Source organism: Clostridium sp. AM49-4BH (assembly GCF_003478335.1).
Classification (GTDB): domain Bacteria; phylum Bacillota; class Clostridia; order Lachnospirales; family Lachnospiraceae; genus Butyribacter.
Window position 1 is genome coordinate 1 of record NZ_QUFB01000057.1, and the last position, 15,283, is coordinate 15,283.

The following is a 15,283-nucleotide window of genomic DNA, read 5'->3' on the forward strand; positions in this document are numbered from 1 at the left end:
TTATAACAGTTTTATAGATATTTAGCTCTCTGAAATTCTAAAAAATCAAGTAATTTTAAGGTGAGGTGGAATTTACCCCTGCACTGGAATTTACTTTTTCAAGTTAGCCGGAAAGTCATCCTTTCAAGAAATGAAATTTCCTACCCTGCCGTTAAAAATACTTTGGATTGCCCCATAAATTTCGACGGCGAAGATCAATATATTCACTATACGCCCGGTCTAATATCTGCTTTTCATTAGAAAACTTTAACAGATGATAAGCCTCGTGAAACTTATAATATCCGGAATCCACAAAATATTCTTCCTGTTGCGGTCTACTGTAATAACTGTCTGCCATCATCAAGTACCAATGTACATCTTTGACAACAGTGTCTCCTGCCGCAGCAAACGAATACTGGCTCTTCCCAACGTAGCTGATGATACTGGCATCAGCGCCACTCTCTTCCTTTACTTCACGGAGTGCCGTTTCTTTATACTCTTCGCCAAGTTCCACAGTCCCTTTCGGCAGACCCATCCTTCGTAACGATTTCTGTAATTCTTGTACAAAAGCAATATCTTGCCTCTGTGTATCACCACACCGCCACAACTGGTTGCTTCTATCATTGCATTTCCTCCTTCGTGCGGTTACTTTTCTTGCGTATAGTATACTATCATTCTACCATAAATGCAATGCTAACCATTATTTCGAAAGGTACTCCCGAAACATCTTTTTTGCAATCGGAACCGCGTATTTTCCGCCGGTTCCTGCACCTTCCACAACAATACTGACAACTAATTTTGGATGATTACTCGGTGCAAATCCGACAAACCATGCATGTGTTGTACCATCCGAATCCGCCTCTGCAGAACCGGTCTTTCCTGCCACCTGATACGCAGATGTCTTTAGCAGCGTTCCCGTTCCTTCATTTACCACTTTTTCCATCATTCCGGTCATTGCTTCCGTAACCCATTCATCCACGAGTTTTCCCTGTGACTTCGGCTTATACTGCTTAACGATACGTCCATTCGCACTTTCTACACGGTCTACCACATATGGTTTCATCATCTCGCCACCGTTTGCAACCATCGCAGTGATCATTGCGTTTTCTAATGGCGTGATCAACGTCTTACCCTGTCCGATCGCTGTCTGCGTCACTTCTGCAGCATCTGACTTGGCATTCAACGCAAATCGACTCTTGTTAGCCTCAAACTCCACAGATGGTTTTTGATTAAAATAAAGCTTTTCACAAAACTTACGGTAGGAATTAAGATCGAGTCTTGTTCCAATGTCTGCAAAGGCACCGTTGCAAGACTTTGCAAATGCAGTTGACAGGGACAGTCTTCCATGCCATTCTCTGCTATAGCAGTTGATCCTGCTGCCGGAAAACACTTTGGTTCCTTTGCAGCGATAACGATACTCCTTATAGCTATCCGGATTTTCCATCATATATTCCATCGCTGTCACAATCTTAAACGTAGATCCCGGCGGATAAAGTCCCTGCGATGCACGATTGACTAATTTAGATTCTTCCCCATCGTCCCGAACCAGCGATTGCCAGTTTTTTAAGACAGTGTTCGGATCATAAGCCGGTTTAGAAACCATCGCCAAGATCTTGCCTGTATCCGGCTCTAAAGCTACGACTGCTCCACGGTAATCTCCAAGTGCATCGTACGCCACTCTTTGCAATCCCGCATCCAACGTCGTATAGACCGAATCGCCCATATTTTTTCACCGCGCAATGTATTGCCAAGCTGTGCAAAAGGATTCATGTGTGATGTCAGCATCGGATAACACTGCGACAGCTCAATTCCTGTCATACTATTATCCGTTCTCCCCACAACATGACAAAATTTCTTTTTTTCCGGATACGATCGGTATTCGTTGCCGTCATCATCCGTCACAGTCTCCGCAAGCACCTCACCGTCCTGTGAATAAATACTTCCCTTCGTAATCTTTTCTGCTAATATCTTCTGGCGTTTATTGTGTGAATTATTAATTACTTTTTCACTGTCCACTGCCGTAAAATACGCCAAATATCCCGCCATCGCCAAAAACAAAGTCACAAAGGCATATGTGATAAATAAAATCTGTCTATTGCCTCGTTTGCGCTCTTTTTGAAGCTGCTTCTGTGCCTGTTTATCGGACCTGCGTCTGGCTGAGGCGCTTTCTCTTGGCGGATGTGTTTCGTCCACGCTGTTCTTTCTGATATTGCTCCTTCGACCCATCTTGATCCTCCTCTTCAAAATTCAACACATACATCCCTTGTATAATGCAAAACAGTATGATCGTGCTCATCACAGAACTTCCGCCATAACTTATCAACGGTAATGTAACTCCTGTCGATGGAATAAATTTAGTAACTCCACCAATCGTCAAAAACACTTGAAAAATATATTCTACCGCTAATCCAAGGGCTGTCAGCTTATAGAAACGTCTTTTCATCTTGAGTGCAATGTTTACAAACAATACAAAGCAGCTGATCTCTACCAATATCAGACAGATTGCAAAAATAACACCCAACTCCTCGCAGATTGCCGAAAAAATAAAATCACTGGATGCCACCGGAATAGAATTTGGCATTCCCTCTCCAAGACCCATGCCAAACCACCCACCAGTGCCTATGGCAAATAGTGATCTTGCAACCTGATATCCCTCATTGTCAATCGTGCTCCATGGATCCTGCCATGCAAGCACACGAACCTGAACATGTGAAAAGAGTCTCCACGCCACGACTGCTGCCAAAGTTCCCGCTGCCAATGCTGAGATCAAATACAACGAATTTTGACTTGCCACATACAATACGATCACATAGGTGATAAAAAAAATCAACGCTGCACCAAGATCCTTTTGCACAACAAGTATCAACACATGTGCAGCCGCCGCTACAGAAACCTTGACCACATCAACAAACTGCACAGAGCGCGCTAACAGTGCTGCTACAAAAAACACAAAAATAATCTTTACAAATTCTGAAGGCTGCATCGCAAAACCTCCGATCTGAATCCAGTTTTTTGCACCATACCGCTCCACACCGATCACAAAAACAAGTGCTAACATTGCCAGACCGATTCCAGCATACCACCACCCAAACCGGTCAAAATAAGAAAACCGTTCGATCATCCACGGTATAAACAGACCTGCCACGCAGATCACCGACGCAAAGATCATTTGCCGCATTGCAAAATCCATATTCAATCGCTCGATCATCAAAAATCCGATCGTAAGCAACATTAACATATTGTTCATCACTAACTTGGACAGGTTCTGATACACATAGGAATACGCCTTGTCCACCAACACCAAAAAAACGACCTGTGCCACATAGAAAAGAACAATTTTTATCGACAGACTGTTCAAAAATAATACTAGCGAACAGATAAAATGTATCGTAAACATGATCTTTTTCTGTCGTCTGTATATTTCCTCTTTGCGCTCCATGTTTTTGCCAATAAATACTGTAAAACAATGCCATGTATAAACCGCAAAAACAATAATGATAATATATTTTGATATTCCCACTAATACGGAATGCAGTACCGCGATCGCATCTACATTACCAAATATACTCATTAATTTCTGCGCCGCTTCCTTTTTATCCATACCGATAACCATACCCTTCCATTTCTGTACAGACCGACTGTCTGCCGACACTGGTCTGCCTTTTATTACTGTATTCCCTACTGAATCCCTGCATCGAAATGTCCACGACAGTGATCCCGGATGATTTCATCCTTTAGCACTGCATGTACCTCTTCTGCCGTCTCTGTGGTAAATTCAAAGCGCACCTGATGCACTTCTTCCCAAAATTCCCGCTCCATAGAGCATGGTATTTGAAACGGTTCCTCCCGATATATTATATTATAACAATATTTGCAACAGTTGCGTACAATATACCGCCTTCCCTTTTCTCCCGCAAATACTTTTGCCATCGCCTTACCAGAGTTTTTCAGACAGGCTTTTATATTGCGGAAAATACACTGTGCCGATACCATCAACGGAATCCTGCCATAGCAGATCCACTGCATATCCCTTCCGGCTGTTACAGCCGCAAGTTCACGCTTTGTCAGCTCCCACGGTGCCGTAAACTGTGTAATTCCCTGTTCCCGCCACCAGACAGCTGCCTCCGAATTCATAATATACATATTGGCATCCAGACGAATCCTCTCCGGTTTTACTCCTATATCACATAACAGTTGGTATCCCTCTTGACTGCGAACCAGATAACCGTCCGGTGAAACATTCTTTAATAGTGCTCGATACTCCGTGATCGCCTGCGCACGGAGTATCGTCGCAACGCAAGTACCGCCCGCTTCTTACTTTCCTTAATCCGCTGCAACAGCACCTCGATCACTGCATTATCAAACCATTCTTCCCTCAGGATCACTTCCTGTATACAATCGTGCTGTAAGACGGCATACAACTGCTTCTCATCGGATACCGCCGCACTTTGCTGCACATCCTTTGGGTCTCTAAGTTCCGAAATCAAGGCATCTTCTTGTGCGCCTGCCTTGATCTCTGCCTGCATCTGCCTGATCCGCTCTTCGTCAACCTCCCGGCTGCCGAGACGTTCCAAGCGATCCTGCAGACCCGTCAAAGCATTTCTTCGCAGTTTCTTAAATTCCCCAATCGGGACAAAGACATCCGCTCCCAGATCAACGTCGAGACTTCCCCATTCAAACGGTGTCTCCCCGGTCTGGGATAACACTCTGACAACGTCTTCTTTGGCAACAGCACGCTTCACCGCATTCTCCGCAATCATTCCTGTTACCGCAAATATTTCATTTTCATATTCACACTGCAGGAGGATTGGCTCTCCGGCAACAATTCGGATCTGCCCATTTATAGTAAGCTTCGGTGTGCTCTCTACGAAATCTTGCCGTATTTCCTCTAACAATACCTGATGTCTGGTACGAAACACCCGATCACCCTTCGCAATCCGGCAGCCTTTCTGATAGCGCGTCTGCACAAGCTCACCCGCATGATAGGAAGATCCCGTCGTGTATTCATAGATACTGACACCGTCCGCACCGCGAAATTCTAACACATCCTGTGCAAATATCGGACGTTCCAATCGATAACGCACCTGATGTTTATCCACATCCTGCACTGTTCCCACACAAACGCCTCCATGCTTTGGACGCTTATCCGCTAACATCTGCTCCGGCTTTTCCTCGAGATAGCCATCAGTAAATCCTTCTCGATTGTATATTTCGGCAAGCTTACGTAGATCATCTTCCCACTCTGCCGCATGCTCCTGCTGCCAGACCCGATATTTTGCAGAACCCAGTTCCAAATACAGATCCCGGTATTTGCGATACATAGCTGTCACATACGCCGTATACTCCGGCCGCTTCATTCTGCCTTCGATCTTGAACGAATCGATCCCTGCCTCGATCATCTCTCCGAGCAAAGGTAGTGCGCACAACTCCTTTGGGCTTAACAGATAACGTTTGCTGCCATCTATATCATATTGCATTCTGCACGGCTGTGCGCAGCGTCCTCTGTTGCCACTACGACCACCCTGCATACTGCTCATCAAACATTGACCGGAATAGCAATAGCACAATGCACCATGTACAAACACTTCCAACTCCATCTTCGTCTGCTGCCGCATTTGCTGCAGTTCCGTCAGCGACAGTTCTCTTGCCGGAACGATCCGCGTTACACCGTAAGCAGCTAATCGATCATCCACTCCCATACCGGAGGTCAAGGTCATTTGCGTACTTGCATGAATATCCAGATCCGGGAAGCACTGGTGGATCACTCGTAAAACGCCCATATCCTGCACGATCACAGCGTCAAGCCCCGCCTCGTAATACGGCCGCAAAAACGTAGGAAGGCTCTGCAATTCCTGTTCCTTCAACAGGGTGTTTACCGTCATATAAAGCTTTACTCCGTACAAGTGGCAATATCGTATCGCTGCCACCATTTCATCCTCTTCCGGATTCTGAGCATATGCTCTGGCACCAAACTTGGACCCTCCCATATACACAGCATCACAGCCTGCGGCTACTGCCGCTTTAAGGCTCTCCATCGATCCTGCCGGAGCAAGGATCTCAGGCACTCCTATTCTGCGTTTTGTTCTATTCTGCATCATCCAGTTCTCCATACTTTAAGAAAGAAGGGACTGTTGTGCATAGACCCAGTCCCTCTCCAATTATCGTTATATTTATTACCGTCTTTTCTTGCGACTGCTGCGCGACGTTTTCCTGGCAGGCTCTTTCTTGCCGATTGTTGCTGCTATCTCTTGCCCGATTTCTTCCGGACTTTTGGCCTCCTCAGCAACATTGTCTGTCTGTTCCACTGTTACCGCCGCTTCTGTATCCTCTGAATGCGTCACATCTTCGGCGACATCCTGTTTCTCAACGGTCTCCTCTTTGTCTGCATTTTCCGGAGCAGTCTGCTGTGTAGCTGTCAACTCTGCAGATGGTTTAGTATCTGCAGCCACATCTACTGTCTCTTCCTTTTGCACAACTTCTTTAGCAATCTCTTTCCGCAGCTGCTCTAACTCTGTCTCCAAGCGAATCGCTCGATGTTCTTCGGATTCTTTTTCCTGCTCAAGCTTCTTAACGGTATCTTTGGCTTCTTGAAGTTCCCGCTGCATCGATATCATCTCGTGTTTCATATCAAACAGCTCTTTTTCCATATCTTCATTATCCTGCTTAAGCTCCCGGATCGTGTTCTGTGCTTTCTGATAATCATCGGAAAGATTAATAGCAAGCAAGACATTCTTAAGCTCCGTCTCAAGTCTTGCATAACCCTCCTGTGCACGAAACTCTGCTATCTTGCCATTGATATGCATCGCAATGCGCTGTAAATAATCACTGCTTTCATAACCACTTAACGTATATGGCTTACCGCCGATCACCACCTCGACATCAATCTTTTTATTCATCGATCTCCTCATCCCTTTCTTCCGGTGCCTCTTGTGGCTCTTCCTCTTCCATTGCATTCACACCGGTAAGTTCCGCCTTATTGTGGCGAATAATATCCAAATGACCGCGAAGTGCTGTCTCTAGTGCTCTGGAATTGCTTACTGCACTCTCGCATGCTCTGGCGATCGCTTTTTCTGCCATCTCTAACATATCTGTCGTATAATAAATAGCTCCATTGCCAATTTCTTCGGCCTGACGTCTTGCCGTATCAATGATCGCCTGTGCCTCTGCATTCGCACGCGCTACCGTCTCTTCTGCCTGCTGATATGCTTCCTGCATGATCGCATGTTCCTCTACCATTGCTTTGTACTGCTCCTGCGCATCCAACTTGATCGCATCCGCTTTTGCCTCAGCATCCTCCAAAATGGCATCTCGCTGACTGAGCATTTTCTGATAACGCGTAATCTCCTCCGGTACATCACGGCGCAGATCATCTAACAGATCATACAGATCATTCTTCGGCACAACAACCTTGGACTGTGATAACGCCTGCGGTTTACAACTCTCAACAAATGCATAAATATCTTCGATTTTTTGTTCAATTCTACTGCTTACCATATGTACCTCCTTGCGGCATATTGCCTGTTTATATTATCTGTTATCTGTGTTCCTATCCAACAAAAACTGCTGTACAGAAGGCGGCACCAATCCGGTGATGTCTCCACCAAACTGAATAATTTCTTTAACACCACTGGAACTGATATAAGAATGTTCCGGCGAAGTCGCCAAAAATACCGTATCTACCTGTGCATTCAAATGACGGTTTGTCTGTGCCAACGGCAATTCATACTCAAAATCTGCCGCAGTACGCAAACCGCGGATCACTGCGCAGGCATCCATCTTATCTACAAAATCAATCAACAATCCATCAAAAGCTTCTATGCGCACGCCCGGAATCTCTGCTGTCAACTCCTGCAGTAGAGATACCCTCTCTGCCACTGTGCAAAGCGGCTGCTTGGCTGCATTGCGAAGCACACCAACAATAACTTCATCGAACATTTTGGCAGAACGCACGATCAAATCCATATGTCCTACCGTCACCGGATCAAAACTTCCGGGAAATACTGCTCTGTTCATAGTCTTCTTGTCCCTCATTTTCTGATTCTCTACGCCTCTGTCTCACTAGATACCCGCAAAAAGACATGACGATTCGTCTTATACTCTTTGATACGCTCTACCTCGCAGCCCAGCTCATACATATAATCTACATCCGTATCTAACGCTGTCTCGACGATGATCAAAGATCCGGCCTTCACCAGAGAAGACTGCAGCAAATATGGTACGATCCGCTCTTCCAGATCCAAATGGTACGGCGGATCCATAAATATAATATCAAACGGTTGTCCTGCCTGTTCCAAACGGCGCAGAGCCTGCATCACGTCCATCGGCATGACCCGTGATCTGTCATCCATCTTCGTATGCTGTACATTCTGCTTAATGCAGCGGACCGCCTCCCGATCTTTCTCTACCATAACCGCTTCCTTTGCGCCACGGCTAAGCGCCTCGATCGCTATTCCACCACTTCCGCTAAACAAATCCAAAAAACGGCATCCTGCAATGTCCCATTGCAATATATTAAATAATGTCTCCTTAATGCGATTCGTAGTAGGTCTGGTATTCTTTCCAGACGGAACGATCAAATTAAAGCCTCGCACGGAACCAGCCACTACTCTCATATTAATCCAATCCTCATTTCTCGTATTATATATATAAAGTGCATCTAAAGTGCATCGTAATAAGTGACCTTGTAACGTCACTCTGCTGCACCCCATTTTAGCATAATCATGCGATGTGGTCAAACAACTTCCACATCTTCCCGCTGAATTTTCATCAAATCTTCACGACTTGGTGCAGACAGTCTGACAAGACGATTTGCCTGATTGATCACGATCTTTTCAAACAGATTACGAATTCCTCTGGCATTTCCAAATACATTCCACTCTTCTTCCGTTTTTGCCTGCAACGACAAAAGCACCGCCTCTCTGGCAGATTCTTCCAATTGCAGTCCAGCCTTATCGGCCATTGCATCTAGGATCGCTATGAGCTCTTCCTTCGAATAATCCGGAAAATCGATAAATTTGTTAAATCGCGATACTAAACCCGTATTGCATTTCAAAAATGACTGCATTTCTTCTGTATAACCTGCCACAATGACGATCAGATCATCTCGGTGGTCTTCCATCAATTTTACTAATGTATCCACTGCTTCCATACCAAAATCATTCGGAACATCAGGATTGACCAGGGCATATGCTTCATCAATAAAAAGAATCCCCCCAACTGCCTGCTCGACCAATTCGTGCACCTTAAGTGCCGTCTGGCCGACATATCCTGCCACAAGCCCGGATCGGTCCGTTTCAATAAAGGTTCCCTTGGATAAGATCCCAAGCTCCCGATAGATTTTTGCCACCAATCTCGCCACTGTCGTTTTGCCGGTTCCCGGTGCACCGGTAAATACCATGTGATATGACATATCCATTTGCGGAAGTCCCATCGTTTCCCGAAGCTTGCGAATACGGATCAAGTTAACCAGAGACCGGATCTCATCCTTTACCCCCTGCAAACCAACCAACGCATTCAGCTCATCTAACAGGCATTGCAGACGCTCCTCCTGCTCTTTGCGTTCTGCCTCCTCACGTTCCTGAATACGTTTTTTAACTGCCTGAAACTGCTTACGCGCCATTTCCTGCTGTAACTGTTCCTCCAGCTTGTCCTGCCTTACATTCCATTCATTGCTCGCCTGTGCGGCTGCCGGTGACTCTGCCATCACTTCTGCAGACTGCTTTTTTACCGGGACATGCAGCCATCTTGTATCATCTAGAATGTCCGTCCCATATAATTTGTGAAACAGATACTCTTCCGTATTCCAAGCATCCTTTGTATCCACAAATACACTTACCCTGTCATAAAATTCACGTACAAACCGGCGCGTCAGAACACTTTCCCGATCCACCATATACGCCATACACAAAATGATATTGACAAAGGAATCCAAAAACTGCTCTCCGGTATGCTGCATATATTCATCGTCATAAGCTGCACACAGCTGTAAAAGCACCGGCGGAAATCCGCAAAACCGTCTGCACTCCTCAATCAACTCTCCGTTCACAGGGATCTCCGGTGAAACTGCTAATAGATTGGAATCCGTGATAATAGCAATATACTCTCTTTCACTTTCTGTCACAATGCCCTCTGCCGCTGCAAAAGTCACTAGTACAGACTGCACGTAACGATCTAAGATCATTTTAGCGGACTGTTTCATAACCTGTCTTGCCTGCTCCCAGAGACCGCTGCGTTCCAAATTTTCACAAAAAAGGCATAGCCGGTCATAGTTTGACCGCCCAATCTGCAGTAATCTATCTGTCGTATACCCTGCCTGCACCATATGCAACCTCCCTTACCGTTCCAACACACAATTAAATTAAGTGTACTATTTTTACCTTCAAAATGCAATGTTCTTACAAAAAGATCTCGTCGGTGTAGGTTTGTATTTTTTCACGCAATCCCCGATACTTTTTGCACATTTCTATTATATCCGTCCGCTCAAATCCAGCCGCCGCTTCATTTGCCTGTTTTAGTATTGCTGCATCCTGATAAATATCTGCCAGCTTAAAATTCAAGTCTCCACTCTGTCGGATGCCAAACAGATCCCCGGGGCCGCGCAGTTTCAAATCTTCTTCTGCAACCAGGAATCCATCATTGGACTGCTCTAGCACCTGCAGTCTCTGCTTCGTTTCTTTGGAAGGTTTGCCCATCATAAAAATACAATAAGACTGCGCCGAACCTCTTCCGACACGTCCACGAAGCTGATGTAACTGCGCCAAACCAAACCGTTCTGCATTTTCGACCATCATCACTGTGGCATTTGGCACATTGATACCAACTTCGATCACCGTCGTAGATACCAAAACATCAATCGCTCCAGAGACAAATCGCTCCATGATCTCATTTTTTTGTGCCGGTTTCATCTTGCCATGCAGCACTTCGATCCGTATCTTAGTCGACATCTCTTCCCGCAGTGTCTGAGCATAATCCGTGACATTTTCCGCCTCCATATTCTCGCTTTCCTCCACCATCGGACAGATCACATATGCTTGATGCCCTTTTTCTACTTCTTTCTCAATGAATCGATACGACTGCGGACGATATCCGGTATCCACAACACAGTTTTGAATTGGAAGTCTACCCTTAGGAAGTCCTTTGATAACTGAAATATCCAGTTCTCCGTATAAAATGATCGCTAACGTGCGTGGGATCGGTGTGGCACTCATGACCAACATATGTGGTGTATGCCCTTTTGCATAAAAACTTTCGCGCTGACGCACACCAAAACGGTGCTGTTCATCGGTGACAATCATCGCAAGATCCTTATACTCTACCTTATCCTGAATGAGCGCCTGCGTTCCTACTACAATATCAATCTCTCCCGCTGCGATCTGAGCCTGCATATCGCGCTTTGCCGCTGCCGTCATAGAACCGGTCAAAAGACCGACTCGAACCTGCAAGGGATCAAACATTTCGCAAAATGTCTCATAATGCTGCTCTGCCAACACTTCTGTCGGCACCATGATCGCCCCTTGATGTCCCTGCTCCACAGCTATTAGCAACGCAATCTGTGCAACAATGGTTTTACCGGATCCAACATCGCCCTGGATCAATCGATTCATCACAAATCCTGATGAAACATCTGCCGCGATCTCGTCCACTGCCTGTTTCTGTCCCTCTGTCAGCTCATAAGGAAGGTTCTCTAGCAGTGCAAATACTTTATCCCCCGGATGCAGTATATAGTCTGATGGTTTTTGATGACGATTTTGTTTCATCTGATGCATTGCCAGCGTAAATAAAAAGAACTCCTCAAAAACCAAACGGTTCCTTGCAGCAAAAAAATCCGCTTCCTTTGACGGAAAATGAATATCCTGCAACGCTTTTTTATGCAGTACAAGATTATATTTTTTACGCATATCCAGCGGAAGGAACTCTGCATCCAACTCAGCCTGCGATAGTGCTTGATCTACAGCTTTTTTGATCGCATTGTTTGTCAGTCCCGCTGTCAATGGGTACAACGGCTGCAAGCGGTACAACATACTGCGGTATTCCTCATATTGCAGCATTTTGGGCTGCTGCAACATCAGACGTCCCCGTTTGGATATAACTTTTCCTCGCAAAAGATAATGTGTTCCCATTTTAAGAGAACGGAGTAAATATGGCATATTAAACCAACTCACTGGAATAGAGCCACTGGAATCCCTCATCGTACAGCTTACAATCTTAAGATTACGCACATAACTGATCTTAGGCTTAGCTGCCAGGCTTACATCCAGAACGATCACATTTCCGTCCACCGCTTCCGATACCGGCTGTACCGGCTTATACACATCATATTGTCTGGGATAATGAGCAAGCAGATCTCCGATCGTATAAATTCCCAGCTTTGCATACAAGCTTTCTGCTTTTTGTCCCACCCCTTTTATATTGCGTATACTATCCCTCTCTCGCAACGATGTCTCCTCCCTCCGTAGCTCGAAAATCATCCATCACTTTACAGTTACTCCGGCTTTAGAAGATTTAGAGTCTCTATTGAAAAAGGATCATCACGCTGCTCTGTCCGACCAGTATGACAACCCTTTCTCGAAAACGTTTCTTAATACTCGCTTATTACTCTACAGAAATAAAGTAAGAATATACCGGCTGACCACCGTACTGTACTTCTACTTCAACATCTTCATGTGTTTTCTCAATATCCTCTGCAAGCTGCTCTGCCTGTTCCTTCGTTGCATCACTGCCATAATACAGACTGACTAACTCAGAATCCTCGTCTAACAGAGACTCGATCAATTCCTTTGCTGTACCTTGCAGATCACTGCCAACCGATACGATCGTCTTATCAGTAAGGCCCATAAAGTCACCCTGCTTAATATCTTTGCCATCCATATTCGTATCACGAACCGCATACGTAACCTGACCGGATTTGATCAATTGCATCTCTTCTTCCATAGATTCTGCATTTTCTGCAGCAGATCTTCCACTGACAAAACTGATCATTGCAGCAATTCCCTGCGGAATATTTTTGGACGGAACGACGTACACTTCCTTATCTTCTGTCAGATTCTTTGCCTGATTTGCTGCCAAAATAATATTTCCATTATTTGGCAAAACAAAGATATTATCTGCATTCACCTGCTCAATTGCAGATAATACATCATCCGTACTTGGGTTCATTGTCTGTCCGCCTTCGATCACATAATCCACTCCAAGATCACGGAAAATATCTGCCAATCCATCTCCGGCTGCTACGGCAATAAAACCATTTTCTTTACGTGGCTCCTCTTTCTTTGGTGCGCTTGCCGACTCGGCCACTTTCTGTGCATCTCGTATCACCTTTTCCTGATGCTCCTCACGCATATTGTCAATCTTCATGCTGGTCAAAGAACCATACGTAAGTGCTTTCTGAATCGCCAGACCCGGATCATTGGTGTGTACATGTACCTTTACAATATCATCATCAGCTACTACTACAACGCAGTCACCGATCTTCTGCAAATATTCCTTAAGCTGACTCTCGACTACATCTTCGCCGCGCTCCAGCATAATGATAAATTCCGTACAATAACCAAAGCGGATATCCTCTTCTTCAGAAGCGCCGACAGATCCATTAACCACGCGGGTTGCTGTACCTGTATTCACTGTGAAATCCGTTGCCTTACCCTTCAAGGCATCGAGCGCACCGCGAATAAATGTCATCAAACCTTCCCCGCCAGAATCAACAACTCCCGCCTGCTTCAGTACCGGCAGCAATTCCGGTGTCTGCAGCAATGCTCCCTCCATTTCAGCAGCGACTTCATCGCAGAATTTGATAATATCGTCCGTATCTCCGTTCACTAACAGATCCATCGACTTGTCCGCTCCTGCCTTTGCAACGGTAAGGATCGTACCCTCTTTCGGTTTCATGACTGCTTTGTATGCCGTTTCTGCAGCATGCTGCACGCCATTTCCTAACGCTGTCACATCGATAATATCTAATCCCTTTAATTCTTTGACAAAACCGCGAAAGATCTGGGACATGATAACGCCGGAATTTCCTCTTGCTCCTCTAAGTGAACCACTGGAAATCGCTTTACCCAATTCGGTCAATGTCGGATTCTGAAGATTGGCTACTTCTTTCGCTGCAGCCATTATGGTCATCGTCATATTCGTTCCGGTATCTCCATCCGGTACCGGAAATACATTCAATTCATTAATATATTCCTTCTTCGCCTCTAAACCCTTTGCTCCTGCCAAAAACATTTTCTGCAACATCTTTGCATCAATTGTCTGAACGCTCACTGCTTTAATCCTCCTTGTGTTTGCAAATCGGTAAATTAATCTTCATCTACAATACGAACACCTTCAACGATGACGTTAATCTGTTCTACTTCCATTCCGGTAAAAGTTTCTATCTTATAACGTACATGCTCAAGCACGTTTTGAGCAACTGCGCGGATACTTACACCATATGCTACAATAATATGAAGTTCCACTTTGATACGGTTGTCCACAACATATACATTCACACCGCGTCCTGCATTCTCTTTCTTTAGGAGCTTGATCACGCCATCTTTTACATTAACGGCCGCCATGCCCACAATACCAATACATTCTGCTGTCGCAGCCCCGGCATATTTTGCTAAAACATCACGGTCAATAATAATGTTGCCCATTTTTGCATTCATTTTGCCTTTCATAAATACTCCTCCATTTCTATGCTGTTACATCTTAAATATGTTTTATTCAAGATTTAAAATCTTTGTCATATACTAACATTAAGATACACTGTATTAGTATATCCTATTCTACACAATTGTGCAAGCGAGGGGCTTTATGCGTCATATGATTGGTTTTATATTGTTTTGGATCGCCATCGGCATGACAATCATGTTTTTTATTTCAAACGCTGTTATTGCCGTATTGATCATCCTGCTCTGCCTTGTTTTAGGCTATAATTTATTCTGTTCGTATTAATAACTCAAACTTCGCACATCAAAAAATACCATGTTGTCACATATTGCTTATTATGTAAGTAAAATAATAGCTATTTTGCAGCCGAAAAAGTAAATTATTCTGCCATCAAGAAACTAAGACAATTGTCGCAGAACGCAGAGTTTTTACGTGATTTCTTATTTTGTTAAGTCTCTGATGAATACATGCCTGAAGGAAGGTGTGAGATGTCCCGGTTTAGCAAGGTATCATCAATTTTTGGACGGGACGCTTTCGCTACGATGCGCTACGTCACGTTACTTAATGTCTCTGAAATACGAGACATAAGTAACGACGAGCGCAAAGTCCCTTTCAAAAATGATGAATACCTTGCTTCCGGGACTTCGAGTTTCCG

At 44.8% G+C, this 15,283-nt stretch carries 14 protein-coding genes and 1 pseudogene; 1 reads left to right on the plus strand and 14 read right to left on the minus strand.

Annotated features, from left to right (window positions below; translation table 11 throughout):
• Positions 1-151 precede the first annotated feature (151 nt).
• The 14 genes and pseudogenes from DW981_RS12575 to DW981_RS12635 form a co-directional block, all read right to left on the minus strand.
• A pseudogene (locus DW981_RS12575) lies at positions 152-603 on the minus strand (NUDIX domain-containing protein).
• A gap of 76 nt (positions 604-679) precedes the next feature.
• On the minus strand, positions 680-1,702 hold the full coding sequence (locus tag DW981_RS12580) for a penicillin-binding transpeptidase domain-containing protein (RefSeq protein ID WP_243034751.1): 1,023 nt from the start codon (positions 1,700-1,702) through the stop codon (positions 680-682).
• Entirely contained in the window at positions 1,615-2,205 is a 591-nt protein-coding gene (locus DW981_RS15760) for a hypothetical protein (RefSeq protein ID WP_243034752.1), read from the minus strand. Before DW981_RS15760 ends, DW981_RS12580 begins: the two co-directional genes overlap by 88 nt.
• A complete protein-coding gene (locus tag DW981_RS12585) occupies positions 2,117-3,631 on the minus strand; it encodes an FtsW/RodA/SpoVE family cell cycle protein (protein ID WP_243034753.1) in 1,515 nt (504 codons plus the stop codon). The genes DW981_RS15760 and DW981_RS12585 overlap by 89 nt, the downstream gene beginning before the upstream one ends.
• A gap of 26 nt (positions 3,632-3,657) precedes the next feature.
• On the minus strand, positions 3,658-4,266 hold the full coding sequence (locus tag DW981_RS12590; RefSeq protein ID WP_118507971.1) for a U32 family peptidase: 609 nt from the start codon (positions 4,264-4,266) through the stop codon (positions 3,658-3,660).
• Complete coding sequence (locus DW981_RS12595; RefSeq protein WP_243034754.1) at positions 4,224-6,077, minus strand: U32 family peptidase; 1,854 nt, start codon at positions 6,075-6,077, stop codon at positions 4,224-4,226. Before DW981_RS12595 ends, DW981_RS12590 begins: the two co-directional genes overlap by 43 nt.
• 75 nt (positions 6,078-6,152) lie before the next feature.
• Complete coding sequence (zapA, locus tag DW981_RS12600) at positions 6,153-6,875, minus strand: cell division protein ZapA (protein WP_182434277.1); 723 nt, start codon at positions 6,873-6,875, stop codon at positions 6,153-6,155.
• The gene (locus tag DW981_RS12605; RefSeq protein WP_022024533.1) at positions 6,868-7,473 is read right to left on the minus strand and encodes a hypothetical protein; all 606 of its coding nucleotides are present in this window, start codon (positions 7,471-7,473) and stop codon (positions 6,868-6,870) included. The genes zapA and DW981_RS12605 overlap by 8 nt, the downstream gene beginning before the upstream one ends.
• 33 nt (positions 7,474-7,506) lie before the next feature.
• On the minus strand, positions 7,507-7,992 hold the full coding sequence (gene coaD / locus DW981_RS12610; protein ID WP_022024532.1) for a pantetheine-phosphate adenylyltransferase: 486 nt from the start codon (positions 7,990-7,992) through the stop codon (positions 7,507-7,509).
• A 29-nt stretch (positions 7,993-8,021) separates the two neighbouring features.
• A complete protein-coding gene (gene rsmD / locus DW981_RS12615) occupies positions 8,022-8,591 on the minus strand; it encodes a 16S rRNA (guanine(966)-N(2))-methyltransferase RsmD (RefSeq protein WP_118507974.1) in 570 nt (189 codons plus the stop codon).
• A 119-nt stretch (positions 8,592-8,710) separates the two neighbouring features.
• A complete protein-coding gene (locus DW981_RS12620) occupies positions 8,711-10,300 on the minus strand; it encodes an AAA family ATPase (RefSeq protein ID WP_118507975.1) in 1,590 nt (529 codons plus the stop codon).
• A 73-nt stretch (positions 10,301-10,373) separates the two neighbouring features.
• Entirely contained in the window at positions 10,374-12,413 is a 2,040-nt protein-coding gene (gene recG, locus DW981_RS12625; RefSeq protein ID WP_118507976.1) for an ATP-dependent DNA helicase RecG, read from the minus strand.
• Between the two features lie 157 nt (positions 12,414-12,570).
• Positions 12,571-14,238: a DAK2 domain-containing protein gene (locus tag DW981_RS12630; RefSeq protein ID WP_118507977.1), complete on the minus strand. Its 1,668-nt coding sequence runs from the start codon at positions 14,236-14,238 to the stop codon at positions 12,571-12,573.
• Positions 14,239-14,273: 35 nt separating this feature from the next.
• Positions 14,274-14,636, minus strand: coding sequence for an Asp23/Gls24 family envelope stress response protein (locus tag DW981_RS12635; RefSeq protein WP_022024434.1), 363 nt, complete (start codon positions 14,634-14,636; stop codon positions 14,274-14,276).
• A 136-nt stretch (positions 14,637-14,772) separates the two neighbouring features.
• On the opposite strand from DW981_RS12635, the gene DW981_RS15225 reads away from it, so the two are divergent.
• Positions 14,773-14,913 (plus strand): hypothetical protein, encoded by a 141-nt coding sequence (locus tag DW981_RS15225; protein ID WP_182434278.1) that lies wholly within the window; start codon positions 14,773-14,775, stop codon positions 14,911-14,913.
• Positions 14,914-15,283: the final 370 nt, after the last annotated feature.

Excerpts from the sequence above, each read along its gene's own strand:
- DW981_RS12580 (WP_243034751.1), bottom strand. The coding sequence starts at position 1,702 with ATGGGCGATTCGGTCTATACGACGTTGGATGCGGGATTGCAAAGAGTG.
- DW981_RS15760 (WP_243034752.1), bottom strand. The coding sequence starts at position 2,205 with ATGGGTCGAAGGAGCAATATCAGAAAGAACAGCGTGGACGAAACACAT.
- DW981_RS12595 (WP_243034754.1), bottom strand. The coding sequence starts at position 6,077 with ATGATGCAGAATAGAACAAAACGCAGAATAGGAGTGCCTGAGATCCTT.
- zapA (WP_182434277.1), bottom strand. The coding sequence starts at position 6,875 with ATGAATAAAAAGATTGATGTCGAGGTGGTGATCGGCGGTAAGCCATAT.
- DW981_RS12605 (WP_022024533.1), bottom strand. The coding sequence starts at position 7,473 with ATGGTAAGCAGTAGAATTGAACAAAAAATCGAAGATATTTATGCATTT.
- coaD (WP_022024532.1), bottom strand. The coding sequence starts at position 7,992 with ATGAACAGAGCAGTATTTCCCGGAAGTTTTGATCCGGTGACGGTAGGA.
- rsmD (WP_118507974.1), bottom strand. The coding sequence starts at position 8,591 with ATGAGAGTAGTGGCTGGTTCCGTGCGAGGCTTTAATTTGATCGTTCCG.
- DW981_RS12620 (WP_118507975.1), bottom strand. The coding sequence starts at position 10,300 with ATGGTGCAGGCAGGGTATACGACAGATAGATTACTGCAGATTGGGCGG.
- DW981_RS12635 (WP_022024434.1), bottom strand. The coding sequence starts at position 14,636 with ATGAAAGGCAAAATGAATGCAAAAATGGGCAACATTATTATTGACCGT.
- DW981_RS15225 (WP_182434278.1), top strand. The coding sequence starts at position 14,773 with ATGCGTCATATGATTGGTTTTATATTGTTTTGGATCGCCATCGGCATG.